Consider the following 15,737-nt stretch of genomic DNA (forward strand, 5'->3'; position numbering starts at 1 on the left):
ACGTCAGAAGCGGACCAAAACACCCTATAAAGGGATACTCTCCCCTCGGATGGCACCAGGGACTGCTACCGATGGAGAGCGATGCCAGCGAACCAGCGCATCACCGGCGCGACCGTGCGGCAGGTCGCGGGAAATCCCAAGATCTGGGCCTTCCCGGCGACCATCATCGGGCTGGTCGCCCTGCTGCTCTCACTGGTCTACATGGGCGGCATCCTCAACCCCAACGGCAATCTGCACCACATGCCGATCGGCCTGGTCAACGCCGACCGGGGCGCCGTGGTGGCGGGGCAGCCGATGAACCTGGGCCGGCAGGTCACCGACGGCATCGCCGCATCGGCCACGTCGCAGCAGCAGGCATCGTGGCGGCAGCTCGACGCGGGGGCCGCCCGGGACGGGCTCGCCTCCGGGAAGCTCTACGGCGTCCTGGAGGTGCCGGACGGCTTCACCGCGGCCGTCGGCGCGCTGGGGGCGCCGACCGGGCAGCAGCCGGCGCGGCCGACGATGTCGGTGCTGACCAACCCGGGGGCGGGCAGCCTGGCCTCCTCGCTGGCGAGTTCCATCTCCCAGCAGACGGCACACGCGGCATCGGCGCAGCTCGGCGCGTCGCTCATCGAGCGGCAGCGCCCCGGGGGCGGCGCGATGACCAACGCCGAACGGCTTCTCCTGCAGGACCCCGTGACGGTGAAGGTCTCGGTCGGGCATGCCATCGGCTCGCACAGCGGTCTCGGTCTGACCGCGTTCTACTACACCCTGCTCCTGGTCCTGTCCGGGTTCCTCGGGGCGAGCGTGATCAGCAACGGCGTGGACGTCGCCCTCGGCTACGCGGCCAGCGAGCTGGGGCCGGTGCGCACCCAGCGGCCCACCGTGCCGATCACCCGGACCCGGACGTTCATCGTCACATGTGTGATGTCGCTGGGGCTCTCCGCACTGACGTCGAGTCTGATCATGCTGGCGACCGTGGTGATCCTGGGTATGGACGCGTCCCACCTGCCGCTGCTGTGGGTCTTCTCGTTCTGCGCGACCGCCGCGGTCGGGCTCGGGGTCCAGGCGCTGCTCGCCGCCTTCGGCGGGATCGGCCAGCTGATCAGCATGTTCGTGTTCATCGCGCTGGCCCTGCCGTCCTCGGGCGCCACCATTCCGCTGCAGGCGCTGCCCAGCTTCTACCGCGTGCTGTCCGATTTCGAACCCATGCGGCAACTCGCCGACGGTGTACGGGCGATCATGTACTTCGGCGCCCAGGCCGACGCCGGTCTCACGCGTGCGTGGATCATGATCGCGGTCGGCTCGATCGCGGCCCTGGCCTTCGGGTTCGCCATGACCGGCTACTACGACCGCAAGGGCCTGCACCGCATCGTTCCCGAACACGTCTGAGGTTCTTGCGCGGCCATCAGTTCACCAGCGGTGAGACCGGCCGCTCGAAGAAGGTCTCCAGTGAGACCGTGGCCTGGGTGCCGCTGACGCCGTCGATGGCGTAGAGCCGTCGGAGCACGTCCTGGAGTTGCACCGTGGTGGCGGTGCGCACCTTCACCAGCACCGAGGCGCTGCCCGCGATGATGTGCGCCTCCTGGATCTCAGGGATGGCGGCGAACGCCGCGCCCGACTCGCCCATCCAGGCCGACGACTCGACCATGACGAAGGCGAGCACGCCCTGCCCGAGGGCCGCCGGGTCCACGTCCACCGTCGTCCGCCGGATGATGCCGCGCTCGCGCAGTTTCCGCACCCGCTCGTGCGCGGCGCCGGCCGACAGGCCGACGGCCTTGCCGAGGGCGGCATAGGCCTGAGTGGCGTCCTGCTGGAGCAGTGCGACGAGTTCACGGTCAATGTCATCCACGCTTGCCACCATACTTCATTCTGCGATATTCATACGAGACAGAATGTAGTTCGGCATCAAGTCATGAAGGTGTGATCATGTCTTCCGTCGCTCGCCCCTCGATATACGAGATTCTGGACGATCGCTTCCGTACCGGACGCTGTGCGAACGGCGACGAACGGCTCGAGAAGCTGTATGAGGACTGCCGTTGGGCCGAGGGCCCGCTCTATCTGCCCGCCTGGCGGCAGCTGATCTGGAGCGACATCCCCAACGACCGCATGCTGCGCTGGGACGAGGCGACGGGCGCCGTCAGCCTCTTCCGTTCGCCGGCCGGCCACAGCAACGGCAACACGCTCGACCACCAGGGCCGCCTGATCAGCTGTGAGCAGGGCAACCGCCGCGTCAGCCGGACCGAGCCGGACGGGACGCTGACCGTCCTCGCGGAGCGCTTCGAGGGCAAGCGGCTCAACAGCCCGAACGACGCGACCGTGAAGTCCGACGACTCGATCTGGTTCTCCGACCCCGACTTCGGCATCACCAGCGACTACGAGGGACACCGGGCGGACAGCGAGATCGGTGCGTGCAACGTCTACCGGGTGGACCCGGTGACCGGGGAAGTCCGCCTGGTCGCCGACGGTTTCGGCGGCCCGAACGGTCTCGTCTTCTCGCTGGACGAGCGACAGCTGTACGTCTCCGACACCCGCGCGGGCCAGATCCGCGTGTTCGACGTCCGCGAGAACGGCGCCCTCTCGGACGGCAAGGTCTTCGCCGAGACGACCGACGGCGTCAGCCGCTTCGACAACATCCGCTTCGACGACGAAGGCCGGCTGTGGGCCGCGGCCATGGACGGCGGAGTGCACTGCTACGACCCGGACGGGACGCTGATCGGCAGGCTCGCGGTCCCCGAGGCGGTCTCCAACATCGCCTTCGGCGGCCCCAAGAACAACCGGCTGTTCATCACGGCGACCACGACGCTGTACTCGCTGGTGATGTCGGTGACGGGCGCGCCGCGGACACGGCGCGTCTGAGCGCCACCCGGCGGCCGTTGCGTCGACCGGGTGCCACGAGGGCTCGGTGGAGGGGAGAATCGAATCGTCGCCGGGCCGGCCCGGGTGGGCACGGAGGCAGTTCGCGGACCGCATCGTTCGAGGGGGCGTGCCAACAGTGATCGCGTTCAACTTCACCGGCCAACTCACGCTGCGCTACGACGCCGAGCTGCCCGCAGGCGTCCGTCAGGGGACCGCTGTGATCGCCGTGACCCCGCCGGCCGATTTCTTCGTCACCCCCGCACCGGCTTACATCCTGCAGGTGCGCCGCTACGCCTGCCCCCTCACCTCGATGCGGCTCCGCACGTCCTCCGCGGATCATCTCCTGGAGGACGTTCAAGCCGTGGTGCTGCCGGACGAACCGCGCGAGCACCGCTATCTGCTGCCCCCGTGGCCCACTGCGGGTGCGCTGGAGTACCACCTCACCTGGGCACAGGACCCGGAGGGACCCGCGGTCGGAGACGCGCTGGAGGAACGGGTGCTCTTCGTCGTCCGCATCCTCGCCGAGGATCGTGATGGCGGCACCCAGGTCCTGGAGTACGGGCGGATCGCGGTCACCTGGACGGATCCCGCCTCCCCCCGTGCCCGCCCGCTCGCCGCCCCTGACGCCGGCCGCCCCCTGCCCGCGCCGCTGCGGGAAGCCGTCGACGACCTCGTACGAGCCGACGCGGAGCCGGTGCCGGGCTGCCCGCACTGCGCGATGCTCTGGGAGCTGCGCCTGCTCGAACAGGCCGAACGGGTGGGAGAATTGGCCGAAGAGCATCACGATGCCACGGTCGGTAAATGGGTGGTGCGGTGGTTCCCCAATCCGCGGGACGCCTTCCGGGAGTTCATCAACCCCTGCCCGTGCGTCCGTGTCCGGCTCGGCGCGCCCCCGGACCCCGCTGACCTGTGGTGGTCGGCGGACCCGGCCGCCCGGCAGCGACTCGACGCCGAGTTGCAGGAGCACCTCATCGCCACCGGCCGCCGCCGCGTCATCCACTTCCTCCGTACCGTCAACGCCGCCCCGCCGACCCCCTGACGGCCGGTGGCGCAGACCGGCTCGCCGGATTCCGCCGCCAACGTCATGGACGGCGACCGGCTGCGGCGACCCGCCGGGGCACGGCTGCCACCAGCGACTATCCCACCCGCTCCGGCCTCACTCGCCGACCTCGCGCACCATTCGCCCCCCGTTGAAGATCGCCGCCAACGCCTGCGCGGGGCAGGGCTGGCAGAGGTACACCGGTGGCGCTGAGACAATGGGGGCTGACAGCCTCGTACTCGCGCGCTGCCTGACCGTCGACCCAGCACCGGGCCACTGATCCATCGGAGAGACCATGACGACCCCGACCCCGGTCGCCGCTACCACCACCGGCCGCTGATGGGCGCGCTGGAACCCGTCGCCCTGGTGCTCGACGGCTATATCGAAGACGCCCCCGTCCCGGCGCCCGGCGATGAGTACCGGGCGACGGCGGCGTTCCGGCTGATCCACTCGCCCACCGACCACGCGGCGGACGAGATGGTGCTCCCGTGCCTGGTGACGGACCCGGTCCTGGTCAGGACCGCCCTGGAGGATCTGGAAGAGGGCGACCTGCTGAGAGTGGAGGGCGTGCTGATGCTGCCCGGCGGGACCCCCGACGGCGTGCTGCGGCTGCGGGTGGAAGCTCTTGAGGTGCTGTCGCCGGCCCCGATACGCGAGATCGAGCCCGACACGGTCGACCGCTACGGCCCGTATGTCATCGTCAGCGGCAACACCCACAGCACCGGGGCCGACCCCGTCCAGATGTGGACCGCCGCCGGTGTCTGGGTCGGCATCGCGCCCGGCCCCGCCGCTGTTCAGGACATGATCACCGCCTACGAGGCCCGCACCAACGGCACATGACGCGGGGCGTCTCCGGTGGAGTGATCCCGGTGGTGGGAGGCGTCCGCAGGTGCGTGAGGGGAGGGCACTGACAGCCGGTGAGCGTACAACCCACGTCCAGCTCGGCGGACGCTCGACACGGTGCGGGTGCGGGTGCGGGTGCGGGTGAGAGTGCGGGTGCGGCACTACATGCGGCGCATCACGGCCACGACCCGGCCGAGGATCGTCGCGTCGTCGCCGGCGATGGGGGAGTAGGCGTCGTTGTGCGGATGGAGCCACGCGTGCCCGGCCGCGTCGCGCTTGAACCGCTTGACGGTGGCTTCGCCGTCGATCATCGCGGCGACGATGTCGCCGCTGGCGGCAGAGCTCTGACGGCGGACGGTGACCCAGTCTCCGGTGACGATGGCCGCGTCGATCATGGAGTCGCCGACGACCTCCAGGGCGAACAGCTCCCCTTCACCCACCAGGAGCCGCGGCAGATCGAGCACGTCCTGGATGTCTTCCTGGGCGGTGATCGGGATCCCGGCCGCGATCCTGCCGATGAGCGGCACGCGTGCGGTCGCCGTGCGGCCGGCCGTCTTCGTGGTGCGCGAGTCCTCCGGGAGCACGTAGGCGCGTGGTGTGTGGGGATCCCGGCGCAGAGCGCCTTTGCGCTCCAGCACCATCAGTTGATGGGCGACCGAGGAGGTGCTCGACAGGCCCACGGCCTGGCCGATCTCCCGCATCGACGGCGGATAGCCGGTGCTGTCGATGAAGTCGCGGATGGTGGCGACGATGTCGGCCTGCCGGGTGGTGAGCCCGTCGTAATTGCCCGGGGCGCCCGGCGGTCGGCCGGGGCGCCCTGCTGTCTTGCGGTTGTCCATGGTCCGCGCGCCCTCCCTCGCTGGTGATCATGGTGAGAGAAGCACAGTAACCCGGACAGACCGGGTAAGGGAACGACCTTTCGAATAACGCTGATGTGGCACGACGCCGTGTCGGCCGCCGTGGGACGCGGGTAGCCGGTTCCTCCGGGGTGTCGAGCGGAGCGGCCAGGGGGACGGAGCCACCCCTGATGCGCGGCTGGCACAAATCCGCGCGGTGCTGGACGCAGGGCCTTGATCGACGGCAGGGCGTCCGTTCAAGACGTCCGTTCAAGACGTCGGTTCGAGACGTCGGTTCGAGACGTCGGTTTGAGGGGTCCGTTCAAGACGCCGGTCGTCCGGCGTCCGCGTGGCGGTCCGGGCTACGCGCCCGGACCGCTGTCGATGCGCCCCAGCAGGTCGAGCAGGGTGGTGCGGTCGGTGGGGGACAGGGCGGCGTAGCACGTGGCGAGGACTTCGTCGGCGATCCGATGCCCTGCGGTGAGGGTCTCTTCGCCGGCGGGGGTGAGGTGGTGCTCGATGCGCCGGCCGTGGCCCGGCCTGCGCTCGATCAGGCCGAGGGCCGCCAGCCGGCCGGCGAGCGTCCCGAACGCCTGCTCGCTCTGGAACGTCGCCGCGGCCAGTGCGCGGGCCGCTGATCCGGGCGTGCGGCTGATCGCGCGGAGGGCGTCCCACTGGGCCAGCGTCGTACCGGCGGCGGCGAGCCGGACCTCGAGTGCCCGGTGCTGCTTGTACTGGGCCTGCTTCACCGCTCTTCCAAGGACCTGCAGTTCATCGGGCATGGACTCAGTCTAGAGCATGACCAAGCTTGTTTATATAAACATCCTTAGTTAGAGTCGGGGCATGTCAACGAACCACACGGTTGCCGTGTACCCCGACCTGTCCATCACCCTCACCGAGGCCGGTTCCGGCCGCCCCTGTCTGATCCTGCACGGCGGCGGGGGGCCGGCTACCGTCGCCGGACTCGCGGACCACCTCGCACCGACCATGCGCACCATCACCCCCACCCACCCCGGTTGGAACGGCGCTCCTCGCCCCGCGTGGCTGACCGGTATCGACGATCTCGCCCTCGCCTACCTGCACTGCCTCCAGGACCTCGAGCTCCGCGACGTGCTCGTCATCGGCTCCTCGCTCGGCGGCTGGACCGCCGCCGAAATGGCCGTGCGGGACACCGGGGGACTCATCACCGGACTGGTCCTGATCGACGCGGCCGGAGTGCATGTCGAAGCCGAGCCGATAGTCGACTTCTTCGCGCTCGACGCCGCCGGCGTCGCCGAGTACGCCTGGCACGACTCGGCCCGCTTCTACGTCGACCCGGCCGACGTCCCCGCCGAGCGGCTCGCCCTTCAGCAGGCCAATCAGGCCACCATGCGCGAACTCGCCGGCGACCCCTACATGCACGACCCCAAACTGCTCCGCCGCCTGCGGCGCGTCGACGTCCCCACGCTGCTGCTCTGGGGAGAGAGCGACCGCATCGTCACCCCCGCCTACGGCGCGGCGTACGCCGAAGCCTTCGGCGACGCCCGGCTCCAGATCATCCCCGAAGCGGGTCACCTGCCGCAGATCGAGCAGCCGGCAGCCACCTTCGCCCTGATCGACGCCTACCGTCGCTGATACGGCGGCAACAGGCGGACGTGTAAGGGGAGTTGATCTCCATGGCTGCCGATGAAAGGTCCCGTTTCCCGCCTGACCGCCCCCCGCCCGGGGAAGGATGTCGCACAACCGCACGGGTCGAGGGGGAGGACGGGGAATGGGGATCTTCGGGCGCAAGAGACGGCCTGCGGACACGCGGCCGCTGGACACACCGCAAGACGCACCACGGGACACACCTCCGGACCCACCGGAGGACGCACGCCCTCAGCCGACGCTGCGGCCGGTCGGGCCGCAGGACGCACCCATGCCCGGCGGTGACGACGACGGGACCCGCTGGATCTACGAGGTCGCGGGGGAGTACTCGTCGGAGACCTGGGCGCCACGGGAGTCGATCCGCCGCTGGTGGCGGGTGGACCGTGACGGCAACGAGCTCGAGGGACCCGTGGAGAACGAGAACTTCGGGCCCCCGCAGAACGACCTGCACCGCGCCACCGACCCCGACGGCCCGCTGAGCTGGCTCCCCGACCCGGAGGCGACGGTGCGGGCCTGGCTGTCGGTCGCGCTCAGCCGGAGCGGCGACGGCATCGAGGTGCACTGGCTCCAGATCATCGGGACACCGCTGGTCCTCGCCGGTCACGACGTCTGGGACTTCGCTCCGCCCGACTTCGACGGCACCCCGCCGCCGCGCATCGGTGTGGCCGTACCGGTCGGACTCGGCTCTCAGATGGCCGGGCATTCCCCCACGGTGCTGTGGGGCCTGCTGCTCTGGGTGACGGTCAGCGAGGACCCGGCCGCCGACCCCGTCCAGAACGTCTGGCTGCGCCCCGAGGTCGACGCCGAGCGTGCCGACGAACTCCTGCGCATCGTCCTCCAGGCGCCGGACATCCGTTTCTGACGCCGCGGTCCGCTGAAAAGCCGGTGGGGAGCCGGTGAGAACGGGTGCGGGCCGCTATCCGGTGAGTGTCTGGGTGCCGAGCACGGCGAGGAGGGCAAGGCGTTCGGCATCCGTGGTGCCGGGCTCGGCGGTGTAGATCATGATGCGCAGATCGCTTCCCGCGACGCTGAGGATGTCGCAGTCGAGCGTCAGGGCGCCCACCTGCGGGTGGTCGATGGTCTTGCGCGCGGCCTCGTGCCGGCCGACGGCTCCGCCGTCCCACAGGTCGGCGAACCGGTCGCTCTTCGCGCGCAGCTCCGCGACCAGCCGCCGTACCCGCAGGTCCGCCGGATACCGGCTCGCGGTCGCCCGCAACGCCGTGACCTGCGCGATCTCGAGTTCGCGCTGGGACTGAGGTGTGTGGCGGACGCGGCCCGCCGGGCCGAGGAAGGTACGCCACACCGCGTTGCGCTCGTTGCCGTGCAGCTCACCCATCAAGGCCACGTACAAGGGGTTGGCCAGCAGCAGGGTCCACGCCGCGTCCGAGACCGCGACGGGCGTCCCGGCCAGCCGGTCCAGCATCCGCTGGACGCTCGGTGTGATGTAGGCGGGCACCGTGCCCCGCCCCGGTGGTACCAGCCCGGCGGCGTGGAACAGATGCTCGCGCTCGGCCACGGACAGGCGCAGAGCCCGGCCCAGGGCCTCGACGACCTGTTCCGAAGGGTTGGTCGCGCGGCCCTGTTCGAGGCGGGTGACGTAGTCGACCGAGATCCCGGCCAGCAGGGCGAGCTCCTCGCGGCGCAGCCCTGCCGCGCGCCGGTGGCCGCCGACCGCCAGTCCTGCCGCCTCCGGGGAGACCCGGTCGCGCCAGCGCCGCAACGTGTGCCCGAACTCCGTGGTCGCCATGACACCACTGTGCACCGCCCGGGCCCGGATCGTCCTGGTACTGGGAGTCCCAGGAAAACGGGACTCCTGGCTGACCCGTGCAGCCGTGCCGCAGCGTGGAGGCATGACAACGACACTGATCACCGGAGCCAACAAGGGTCTCGGCTTCGAGTCCGCCCGCCGGCTCATCGCCGCGGGACACACCGTCTACCTCGGAAGCCGGGACGCCGAGCGCGGCCGCCGGGCCGCCGAGCGGCTCGGCGCGCGCGTGGTGCAGCTCGACGTCACCGACGACGCGTCCGTACAGGCCGCGGTGAAGGCCGTCGAGGCCGACGGAGGACTGGACGTACTGATCAATAACGCCGGTATCCAGGAAGAGATGCGGGACGGCACCGTCGTGATCGGTGCATTGGACCTGACCGCGGACGTGCTGCGGAAGACGTTCGAAACGAACGTCTTCGGCACGGTGCGTGTCATCCACGCATTTCTCCCGCTGCTGCAGCGTTCCGCCGCCCCGGTCATGGTCAATGTCAGCAGCGGCCTGGCCTCGCTTTCTCTGGTCACCACCCCGGGCATCCCGACGTACGCCTACCCGGGCGTGGCCTATCCGGCGTCGAAAACCGCGGTCAACATGATCACGGTGCAGTACGCGAAGGCGTTCCCGAACATGCGGATCAATGCGGTGGAGCCCGGCTTCACCAAGACCGACCTGAATGCGCACAGCGGCATTCAGAGCGTCGAGCAGGGTGCCGAGATCATCGTGCGTATGGCGCAGGTGAGCCCTGACGGCCCGACCGGGGGGTATTTCGACGCCGAGGGGACACTTCCCTGGTGAGGGGCCTTCCCTGGTGAGGGACCTTCTCTGATCACGGGCTGTTTCCCGGAGTGCGCCCACCGCGCCGGGGACGGCCCGTCCGGCTGTCCGCATGAGTGAGTTTCCGGGCACCGAAAGTCACGGCACCCTCTTTTGCTCCTCTTATTACTGGTCTCACCCGTCCTGCTCGTCCTACTCGTCAAACAGAATGGGCCGGCTCTGGGCCGGCGGGAGCTTTCGCGGCGGGCGTGTTTAACGCCGGGATCAAAGGGCCCCGGGATGGGTGGGCGATAGCAACCCATTGCCTAAGAGGGCCTGTTTCGGCGGCCCGAAAACCCCGTATCGCGTGAGCCCGGGCACAGGACGTACGTCACGTCCGAAGCCGCTTAGTGGACACTTTCGCCTTTCCTTTCGGGCCGCGCACAGCCCCGACGGGTGCCTTTCGGCTCTGTTTACTAAGACGGGTAGTAATCGAGGTCTTTGCCATCGCTGACGCGCCGCGTTAACCATGGATCGAGCAAGACGAACATGAGCGCCACGCCCTCTCGACACATCAGCGAGACCGGGCCCGCCACCTGCTCCGCACGCCGCCACTACGGCCGGCCGTCCCCTGATCCCGTCTGGAAGAGGTTCCTACCGCATGCCCGCACGCACTCAGCTCTCCGCCCTGCGCACCTTCCGCCCCTCCAAGCGCCTCAAGGTCTCCGCGGTCGCTCTGACCGCCGCCGGCGCCACCACGGCACTCGCCCTGGCCGGCACCGCCACCCAGAGCACCTCCGCGCTCCCCGCCATCGACGTCGCGAAGGTCACCGCCGGCAGCCAGGCCGGCACCAAGGTCGAGGGACTCACCCAGGGAGTGGCCGACAAGGCCTACCCGGCCTATGTCGGCAAGCCCACCGCCGCGGCCGCGAAGAACACCTCCCGCGACCTCACCAAGGCACCCGCGAAGGCCAAGCCGGCCGCCGCCGCCGAGCACAAGGCCAAGCCGGCCGCGAACCGGTCGACCGTGCGCAAGCCGGTTGCCGTGTCGGCTCCGAAGTACGCGGACAACCTGGACGGTTGGATCCGCGAGTCGCTGGCCATCATGAAGGCCAAGGGCATCCCCGGTAGCTACTCCGGCCTCCACCGCAACATCATCCGCGAGTCCAGCGGCAACCCGAACGCCGTCAACGACTGGGACATCAACGCCATCAACGGCATCCCGTCCAAGGGCCTGCTCCAGGTGATCCAGCCGACCTTCGACACCTACCACGTCGCCGGCACCGCCAATCACCTCACCGACCCGGTCGCCAACATCACGGCCGCCGCCAACTACGCGGCCCACCGCTACGGTTCGATCGACAACGTCAACTCCGCGTACTGATCGACGCAGCTCAGTAACCTCACCCAGCCCCCTCGGCTCCGTCGGCCAAGGCCGTGCCCAGACCGGTCGTCTCCAGCCTCTCCCAGGCCTGTTCCTGGGAGAGCACCCAACCGGTCGGGCCCGAGAAGGGCACATGGCCCGCCGGCTAGGCCAGCCACAGCGAGCCTCGCCGGTGACGCGCCAGCGGGATGTCCACAGCGTCCGCGGCACACGTACCACTGCCGCGCTGAATCTGCATTGCGCGAAGTCGTCCCCGCGCGGAATCGGCGGGGATACAGCCCCCGCCGTCCGCCGCGCGGGGGCTTTCGTGTGTGCCGACCGTGCGGAAAGCCCGGGTGGGGGTGAAGCTGGAGATATGGAGATCACGATGCGGCTGGCCCAGCAGCCGGAGGCCGACGAGCTGCTCGGCCGCAGTCCGCTGGCGGCGCTGGTGGGCATGCTGCTGGACCAGCAGGTGCCGATGGAGTGGGCCTTCGCGGGGCCGTACACCATCGCCCATCGCCCAGCGGCTGGGTGCCGATGATCTGGACGCGCACGCCATCGCCGCGTACGACCCGGACGCCTTCGCGGCGCTGCTGTCGGAGAAACCGGCCGTGCACCGCTATCCGGGATCCATGGCGAAGCGGGTCCAGCAGCTGTGCGCGTACCTGGTCGAGCACTACGACGGGGATGCGGCGTCCGTGTGGACGGGCGCGGATACCGGCGCGGAGCTGTTGGGGCGGCTGAAGGCGCTGCCCGGCTTCGGAGAGCAGAAGGCGCAGATCTTCCTGGCACTGCTGGGCAAGCGGCTGGGCGTACGGCCGAAGGGGTGGCGGGAGGCTGCGGGCAAGTACGGGCCCGCCGGGGTCTACCGGTCGGCCGCCGACATCACCGGGCCGGAGTCGCTCGCTAAGGTACGGGCACACAAGCAGGAATTGAAGGCGGCGGCGAAGGCCGCCAAGTGAGGATCTGATCATGATCAATGGTGTTCATGTGGTGATCTACAGCCGGGATGCCGAAGCCGATCGCGCGTTCTTCCGCGACGTGCTGGGTTATCCGCACGTGGATGCGGGCGGCGGATGGCTCATCTTCAAGCTGCCGCCCGCCGAAATCGCCGTGCACCCCACCGATGGCCCGGAGCGCCACGAGCTCTTCCTGATGTGCGACGACGTCAACGCCAGCGTGCAGGAACTCACGGCGAAGGGCGTCACGTTCATCCAGCCGGTGACCGACCAGGGGTGGGGCCTGATGAGCATTCTGCAACTGCCCGGAGGCGGCGAGGTCGGTCTGTACGAACCCCGCCACGAAAGAGCTCACGAGCTCTGACCCTGCGTGGCCAGGCCCGGCAGTCGGCTTCGGTTTCAGTCGCGGGTGTCGGTGTGGCGGTAGCCGAAGGGGCCCGGGAGGTCCGTGGAAGTGGTCCTTCTGCCGGTGGTCGACCAGGTGCGATGACCGCCCTTCGAACCGACGGTCAGGGACAGCGACTTGCGGTTCACGTTGAGGCGGACGCCCGGGAAGATCCGGAACGACTTGCGGAAGGTGATGGGCATGTGGGCCTCCTCGATCGGTGTTGTGTGCGTCGCCTGCCCCAAGAGCCCTTGTTTTACCTCCTCATGAGAAGAAATTCGAGCGCCCGCACGTACCGAACGCACCGCACGCACCTCCCCGTCACGAGGGAGGTGCGTGCGGTCCGTCGCAGCTGGTGGGCTCAGAGCGTGATGACAACCTTGCCGAAGGCCTTGCCCGAGGCGTAGAAGCGGTACGCGTCGGGGGCCTCCTCGAAGGTGAACTCCCGGTCGATGACCGGGTGGATCCGGTTCACGGCCATGGCCCGGTTCATCGCGAGGAACTGGCTACGGCTGCCGACGGCCACCGTGCGCAGGGCGGCGCCGGAGGCGAACAGTACGCCGGGGTCCAGGGGTTGTGCCGCGCCGGCGACGAAGCCGACGCAGGCGACGTGACCCGCCACCGCCACCGCCTTGAGCGACTGGTCCAACAGGCCCGCCACGTCGACCACGCGGTCGGCACCTCGGCCGCCGGTCAGCTCCACGACCTTGGCGGCCCAGTCGGGGGCGGCCCGGTAGTCGATGACCTCGTCCGCGCCGAGTTCGATGAGGCGCCGCGCTTTGTCCGGGCCGCTCGTCGTCGCGATCACCCGGGCTCCGAGCGCCTTGGCGAACTGGAGCGCGAACAGCGAAACGCCGCCCGACCCCTGGGTCACCAGGGTCTCGCCCGCTCGCAGGCCGATGCCGTCACCGGTCAGCGCGTTCCAGGCGGTGACCCCGACGCAGGGGAGCGTCGCCGCTTCCTGGTAGGAGAGGTGGTCGGGGACCGGGACGAGCGAGTCCTCGCTGATCAGCGCGAGCTCGGTGAGCATGCCGTCGAGGGAGCCGCCGCGCTGTGGCAGATGCTGCAGGCCGAACGGGCCGTCCTGCCAGCTCGGGAAGAGGGTCGCCGCAACGCGGTCGCCGATCTTCACTCCGTGTACTCCCGGACCGAGCGCGACGACCTCGCCGGCGCCGTCGGACACCGGTATCACGTCCGGTTTCACCGGTAGCACGTAGTTGCCCCGCAACACCATCAGCTCGCGGTTGCTGAGGGACACGGCCTTGACGGCGACCAGGACCTGTCCGGTGCCGGGGACCGGGCGGGCGTGCTCCTTGATCGACAGGCCTTCTATGCCGGCCCCGCTGTTGACGTGGTAACTGCGCATGGTGTTCTCCTCGTTCGTTCTGTGGCTTGGGGGAGTTCAGCTGGGGTCGGCCGGCGAGTCGGTCGAGCGTCGGCCCGTCCGGAAGTAGAACGATTGATCTACCAAGACCATATAGACCGGTTGATCTACTCGTCAATGGGTGGCAGGCTGTCACTTATGACGACGCGCACCGCACCGGGACCTCGCGAACGCCTCTTGGAAGCCGCCCAGCGGCTGACCTACAGCCATGGCATGGGCGTGGGCGTCGACGCCCTGCTGAAGGAGGCGAACGTGGCCCGGCGCTCGCTCTACGAGCACTTCGGCGGCAAGGACGGACTGATCGCGGAAGTCCTGCGGCGGAGTACCGCCGAGGACGAGGCCGCCTACCACCAGGCCATGGAGGCGGCGGGCGACGACCCCCGTACCCGTCTGCTGGGCGTCTTCGACGGCATCGCCGTGGCCATCGACCGGCCCGACTTCCGCGGCTGCCGCTATCTGGCCGCGGATCTCGCCCTGACCGACCCCGACCACCCGGGGCACGCCATCACCCGTGCGTACCGCATGCGGGTGCAGCAGCTCCTGGAGCACGAGCTCCTCGCGCTCGGGCATCCACACGTCGTGGCCGCGGCCGGCCAGCTTCTGCTGCTCATCGACGGCGCACTCGCGGCCGGGGTCACCCGCCCCGCAACCCACCCCGCGGCCTCCGCCCGCCAACTGGCCGAGCACGTCCTCGACTCCCGTCCGGCGGCCGCCTGACGAGGACGCGGCCCAGAGGGGTACGGCGGTCGCGAGCTGACGAGGTGGCTACCGGCCGCCTTCATACTGTTGCAGTCGGCGCTCCGATTCCTCCCGGCGGGCCCGTTCATCACTCAGCTGCCGGCCGAGGACGATCGCCCGGTACTCTTCCGTACGGGCCCACTCGTTACCGCAGTCCGCGCGCCGTTCATTCACCTGGCTGGACTCGTCCGACAGGCTCAACAGGGTTGCCTGCACGCGGCTCAGCTCGGCCTCCAGCTCCTGAATCCTCTTCGTGAGACGCTTGCGCTCCGATGCGAGCGAGGCAAGCTGGGCCTCCAGTGCCGTCTTGTCACCACGTTCCGCGGCCAGTTCCGCCTGCAGCCTGAGGATCCGGCCGACGACCTTCGCTCGCTCCTCGAACATGTCGTAGTACTCTTCGTGCGCTGCTTTCTCCCGCGCACGATTCTTGGTTATCTTCTCCTGGATCTCCTCATGGGCGGCTTCGAGCTCCAGCAGGGAGAACGAGGAGCGCCAGCCCGACGTTTCCTTCGTCTCGCCGTCGGACGGTTCGACGGGCTCTCGATAGGAAGCGCCTTTCTCGCGCTTCTCGGCATCCGCCGCCGCCCATAAGACCTGGATCCTGTCCGCGTCGCCTTCGAGTACCCGGACGACTTCGAGGACCAGCCTCAGCCGGGGCACGGTCTTTCCCTTGAGCAGACTGCCGATGGCGGTATGGCTGAGAAAGTGATCATGGTTCATGAGTTTCGATATCTCGCGCAGGCTGATGTCGTTCGCACGCGAGAGTGAATACAGTTCATGCCCCAGGCGTTCCCGGGCCGGGTAGCGCGGCAAGGAGTCCATGCGCTCATTATCCACAACCGCCTTGCCCTGCACGGAGGTTGCCCCGTAATGACGTGGCCGGGGTTGTATCGATCCGTAAAGCAGCGTTCCGGATCGTCGGCCTTCGGTCCGGTCTGTCGCGGACTCCGTAACTCCTCGGCTCTGCCTGCTATCCCTTGATGTGGAGAGTGGCCGTCGAACCGCCGGGGAGATCAGAAAATGCACTACGTGCTGCAGGGAATCCTTACTCAGTTGCCGACCGCGCTGATCATCAGCGCCGCCGGGCTGGCAATGCGCAGGGTGAACGGAAAGGGACGGCTTCGCAAGGGCCGCGGTAGGAAAGGGGCGGCCGAATGAATCGGCAGGTGATGGCGACCGGCCCGTCAGGCCCGACGGGTTCGGA

The 15,737-nt window shown here is 69.2% G+C and carries 18 protein-coding genes and 1 pseudogene; 12 read left to right on the forward strand and 7 right to left on the reverse strand.

The features are described 5' to 3' along the window. The first annotated feature begins 81 nt into the window (after nucleotides 1–81). Nucleotides 82–1,371: a YhgE/Pip domain-containing protein gene (locus tag LNW73_RS33615; RefSeq protein ID WP_250992600.1), complete on the forward strand. Its 1,290-nt coding sequence runs from the start codon at nucleotides 82–84 to the stop codon at nucleotides 1,369–1,371. 16 nt (nucleotides 1,372–1,387) lie between these two features. Here LNW73_RS33615 and LNW73_RS33620 read toward each other — a convergent pair whose 3' ends face one another. Further along, nucleotides 1,388–1,831 carry an Lrp/AsnC family transcriptional regulator gene (locus LNW73_RS33620; protein WP_250992601.1) on the reverse strand — a complete coding sequence of 148 codons (444 nt, stop codon included), beginning with the start codon at nucleotides 1,829–1,831 and terminating at the stop codon, nucleotides 1,388–1,390. 77 nt (nucleotides 1,832–1,908) lie between these two features. Between LNW73_RS33620 and LNW73_RS33625 the strand changes: the two genes are divergently transcribed. The 3 genes from LNW73_RS33625 to LNW73_RS33635 all read left to right on the forward strand — a co-directional run bounded on the left by LNW73_RS33625 (nucleotide 1,909) and on the right by LNW73_RS33635 (nucleotide 4,717). Beyond that, complete coding sequence (locus tag LNW73_RS33625; RefSeq protein WP_250992602.1) at nucleotides 1,909–2,838, forward strand: SMP-30/gluconolactonase/LRE family protein; 930 nt, start codon at nucleotides 1,909–1,911, stop codon at nucleotides 2,836–2,838. Between the two features lie 127 nt (nucleotides 2,839–2,965). Then, complete coding sequence (locus LNW73_RS33630; protein ID WP_250992603.1) at nucleotides 2,966–3,877, forward strand: hypothetical protein; 912 nt, start codon at nucleotides 2,966–2,968, stop codon at nucleotides 3,875–3,877. Nucleotides 3,878–4,216: 339 nt separating this feature from the next. Further along, the gene (locus tag LNW73_RS33635) at nucleotides 4,217–4,717 is read left to right on the forward strand and encodes a hypothetical protein (RefSeq protein WP_250992604.1); all 501 of its coding nucleotides are present in this window, start codon (nucleotides 4,217–4,219) and stop codon (nucleotides 4,715–4,717) included. 164 nt (nucleotides 4,718–4,881) lie between these two features. Here LNW73_RS33635 and lexA read toward each other — a convergent pair whose 3' ends face one another. Both lexA and LNW73_RS33645 read right to left on the reverse strand, forming a co-directional pair. Then, a complete protein-coding gene (lexA, locus tag LNW73_RS33640) occupies nucleotides 4,882–5,559 on the reverse strand; it encodes a transcriptional repressor LexA (RefSeq protein ID WP_250973901.1) in 678 nt (225 codons plus the stop codon). A gap of 359 nt (nucleotides 5,560–5,918) precedes the next feature. Then, complete coding sequence (locus tag LNW73_RS33645; RefSeq protein WP_250992605.1) at nucleotides 5,919–6,338, reverse strand: MarR family winged helix-turn-helix transcriptional regulator; 420 nt, start codon at nucleotides 6,336–6,338, stop codon at nucleotides 5,919–5,921. A 61-nt stretch (nucleotides 6,339–6,399) separates the two neighbouring features. On the opposite strand from LNW73_RS33645, the gene LNW73_RS33650 reads away from it, so the two are divergent. Beyond that, nucleotides 6,400–7,170 (forward strand): alpha/beta fold hydrolase, encoded by a 771-nt coding sequence (locus LNW73_RS33650; protein WP_250992606.1) that lies wholly within the window; start codon nucleotides 6,400–6,402, stop codon nucleotides 7,168–7,170. A 283-nt stretch (nucleotides 7,171–7,453) separates the two neighbouring features. Next, nucleotides 7,454–8,044: a hypothetical protein gene (locus tag LNW73_RS33655; protein WP_250992607.1), complete on the forward strand. Its 591-nt coding sequence runs from the start codon at nucleotides 7,454–7,456 to the stop codon at nucleotides 8,042–8,044. Between the two features lie 54 nt (nucleotides 8,045–8,098). Here the strand turns inward: LNW73_RS33655 and LNW73_RS33660 are convergent, their stop codons facing one another. Next, entirely contained in the window at nucleotides 8,099–8,929 is an 831-nt protein-coding gene (locus LNW73_RS33660; RefSeq protein ID WP_250992608.1) for a helix-turn-helix transcriptional regulator, read from the reverse strand. A 103-nt stretch (nucleotides 8,930–9,032) separates the two neighbouring features. Here LNW73_RS33660 and LNW73_RS33665 point away from each other — a divergent pair, with 103 nt between their 5' ends. The 4 genes and pseudogenes from LNW73_RS33665 (at nucleotide 9,033) to LNW73_RS33680 (ending at nucleotide 12,390) form a co-directional block, all read left to right on the forward strand. Further along, entirely contained in the window at nucleotides 9,033–9,743 is a 711-nt protein-coding gene (locus tag LNW73_RS33665) for an SDR family NAD(P)-dependent oxidoreductase (protein WP_250992609.1), read from the forward strand. Nucleotides 9,744–10,362: 619 nt separating this feature from the next. Further along, nucleotides 10,363–11,085, forward strand: a complete 723-nt coding sequence (locus tag LNW73_RS33670; protein ID WP_250992610.1) for a transglycosylase SLT domain-containing protein — start codon at nucleotides 10,363–10,365, stop codon at nucleotides 11,083–11,085. A gap of 355 nt (nucleotides 11,086–11,440) precedes the next feature. Next, nucleotides 11,441–12,029: pseudogene (locus LNW73_RS33675) on the forward strand (HhH-GPD-type base excision DNA repair protein). Between the two features lie 10 nt (nucleotides 12,030–12,039). Continuing rightward, the gene (locus tag LNW73_RS33680) at nucleotides 12,040–12,390 is read left to right on the forward strand and encodes a VOC family protein (protein ID WP_250992611.1); all 351 of its coding nucleotides are present in this window, start codon (nucleotides 12,040–12,042) and stop codon (nucleotides 12,388–12,390) included. A gap of 35 nt (nucleotides 12,391–12,425) precedes the next feature. On the opposite strand, the gene LNW73_RS33685 is transcribed toward LNW73_RS33680, so the two are convergent. Together LNW73_RS33685 and LNW73_RS33690 are read right to left on the reverse strand one after the other, a co-directional pair. Next, nucleotides 12,426–12,614 carry a DUF4236 domain-containing protein gene (locus LNW73_RS33685; protein WP_250973892.1) on the reverse strand — a complete coding sequence of 63 codons (189 nt, stop codon included), beginning with the start codon at nucleotides 12,612–12,614 and terminating at the stop codon, nucleotides 12,426–12,428. Between the two features lie 158 nt (nucleotides 12,615–12,772). Then, entirely contained in the window at nucleotides 12,773–13,777 is a 1,005-nt protein-coding gene (locus tag LNW73_RS33690) for a zinc-dependent alcohol dehydrogenase family protein (protein WP_250992612.1), read from the reverse strand. 156 nt (nucleotides 13,778–13,933) lie between these two features. On the opposite strand from LNW73_RS33690, the gene LNW73_RS33695 reads away from it, so the two are divergent. Beyond that, nucleotides 13,934–14,512, forward strand: a complete 579-nt coding sequence (locus LNW73_RS33695) for a TetR/AcrR family transcriptional regulator (RefSeq protein WP_250992613.1) — start codon at nucleotides 13,934–13,936, stop codon at nucleotides 14,510–14,512. 48 nt (nucleotides 14,513–14,560) lie between these two features. On the opposite strand, the gene LNW73_RS33700 is transcribed toward LNW73_RS33695, so the two are convergent. Beyond that, entirely contained in the window at nucleotides 14,561–15,355 is a 795-nt protein-coding gene (locus tag LNW73_RS33700; protein ID WP_250992614.1) for a hypothetical protein, read from the reverse strand. A gap of 198 nt (nucleotides 15,356–15,553) precedes the next feature. On the opposite strand from LNW73_RS33700, the gene LNW73_RS33705 reads away from it, so the two are divergent. Then, on the forward strand, nucleotides 15,554–15,691 hold the full coding sequence (locus LNW73_RS33705; RefSeq protein ID WP_250992615.1) for a hypothetical protein: 138 nt from the start codon (nucleotides 15,554–15,556) through the stop codon (nucleotides 15,689–15,691). Nucleotides 15,692–15,737 lie beyond the last annotated feature (46 nt).

This window comes from Streptomyces sp. RKAG337 (genome assembly GCF_023701715.1).
Lineage (GTDB): Bacteria > Actinomycetota > Actinomycetes > Streptomycetales > Streptomycetaceae > Actinacidiphila.

Coding starts and splice junctions, on each gene's coding strand:
- lexA (WP_250973901.1), bottom strand. CDS start 5,559: ATGGACAACCGCAAGACAGCAGGGCGCCCCGGCCGACCGCCGGGCGCC.
- LNW73_RS33690 (WP_250992612.1), bottom strand. CDS start 13,777: ATGCGCAGTTACCACGTCAACAGCGGGGCCGGCATAGAAGGCCTGTCG.
- LNW73_RS33670 (WP_250992610.1), top strand. CDS start 10,363: ATGCCCGCACGCACTCAGCTCTCCGCCCTGCGCACCTTCCGCCCCTCC.
- LNW73_RS33625 (WP_250992602.1), top strand. CDS start 1,909: ATGTCTTCCGTCGCTCGCCCCTCGATATACGAGATTCTGGACGATCGC.
- LNW73_RS33685 (WP_250973892.1), bottom strand. CDS start 12,614: ATGCCCATCACCTTCCGCAAGTCGTTCCGGATCTTCCCGGGCGTCCGC.
- LNW73_RS33695 (WP_250992613.1), top strand. CDS start 13,934: ATGACGACGCGCACCGCACCGGGACCTCGCGAACGCCTCTTGGAAGCC.
- LNW73_RS33680 (WP_250992611.1), top strand. CDS start 12,040: ATGATCAATGGTGTTCATGTGGTGATCTACAGCCGGGATGCCGAAGCC.
- LNW73_RS33700 (WP_250992614.1), bottom strand. CDS start 15,355: ATGGACTCCTTGCCGCGCTACCCGGCCCGGGAACGCCTGGGGCATGAA.
- LNW73_RS33665 (WP_250992609.1), top strand. CDS start 9,033: ATGACAACGACACTGATCACCGGAGCCAACAAGGGTCTCGGCTTCGAG.
- LNW73_RS33645 (WP_250992605.1), bottom strand. CDS start 6,338: ATGCCCGATGAACTGCAGGTCCTTGGAAGAGCGGTGAAGCAGGCCCAG.
- LNW73_RS33615 (WP_250992600.1), top strand. CDS start 82: ATGCCAGCGAACCAGCGCATCACCGGCGCGACCGTGCGGCAGGTCGCG.
- LNW73_RS33655 (WP_250992607.1), top strand. CDS start 7,454: ATGCCCGGCGGTGACGACGACGGGACCCGCTGGATCTACGAGGTCGCG.
- LNW73_RS33635 (WP_250992604.1), top strand. CDS start 4,217: ATGGGCGCGCTGGAACCCGTCGCCCTGGTGCTCGACGGCTATATCGAA.
- LNW73_RS33660 (WP_250992608.1), bottom strand. CDS start 8,929: ATGGCGACCACGGAGTTCGGGCACACGTTGCGGCGCTGGCGCGACCGG.
- LNW73_RS33650 (WP_250992606.1), top strand. CDS start 6,400: ATGTCAACGAACCACACGGTTGCCGTGTACCCCGACCTGTCCATCACC.
- LNW73_RS33705 (WP_250992615.1), top strand. CDS start 15,554: ATGCACTACGTGCTGCAGGGAATCCTTACTCAGTTGCCGACCGCGCTG.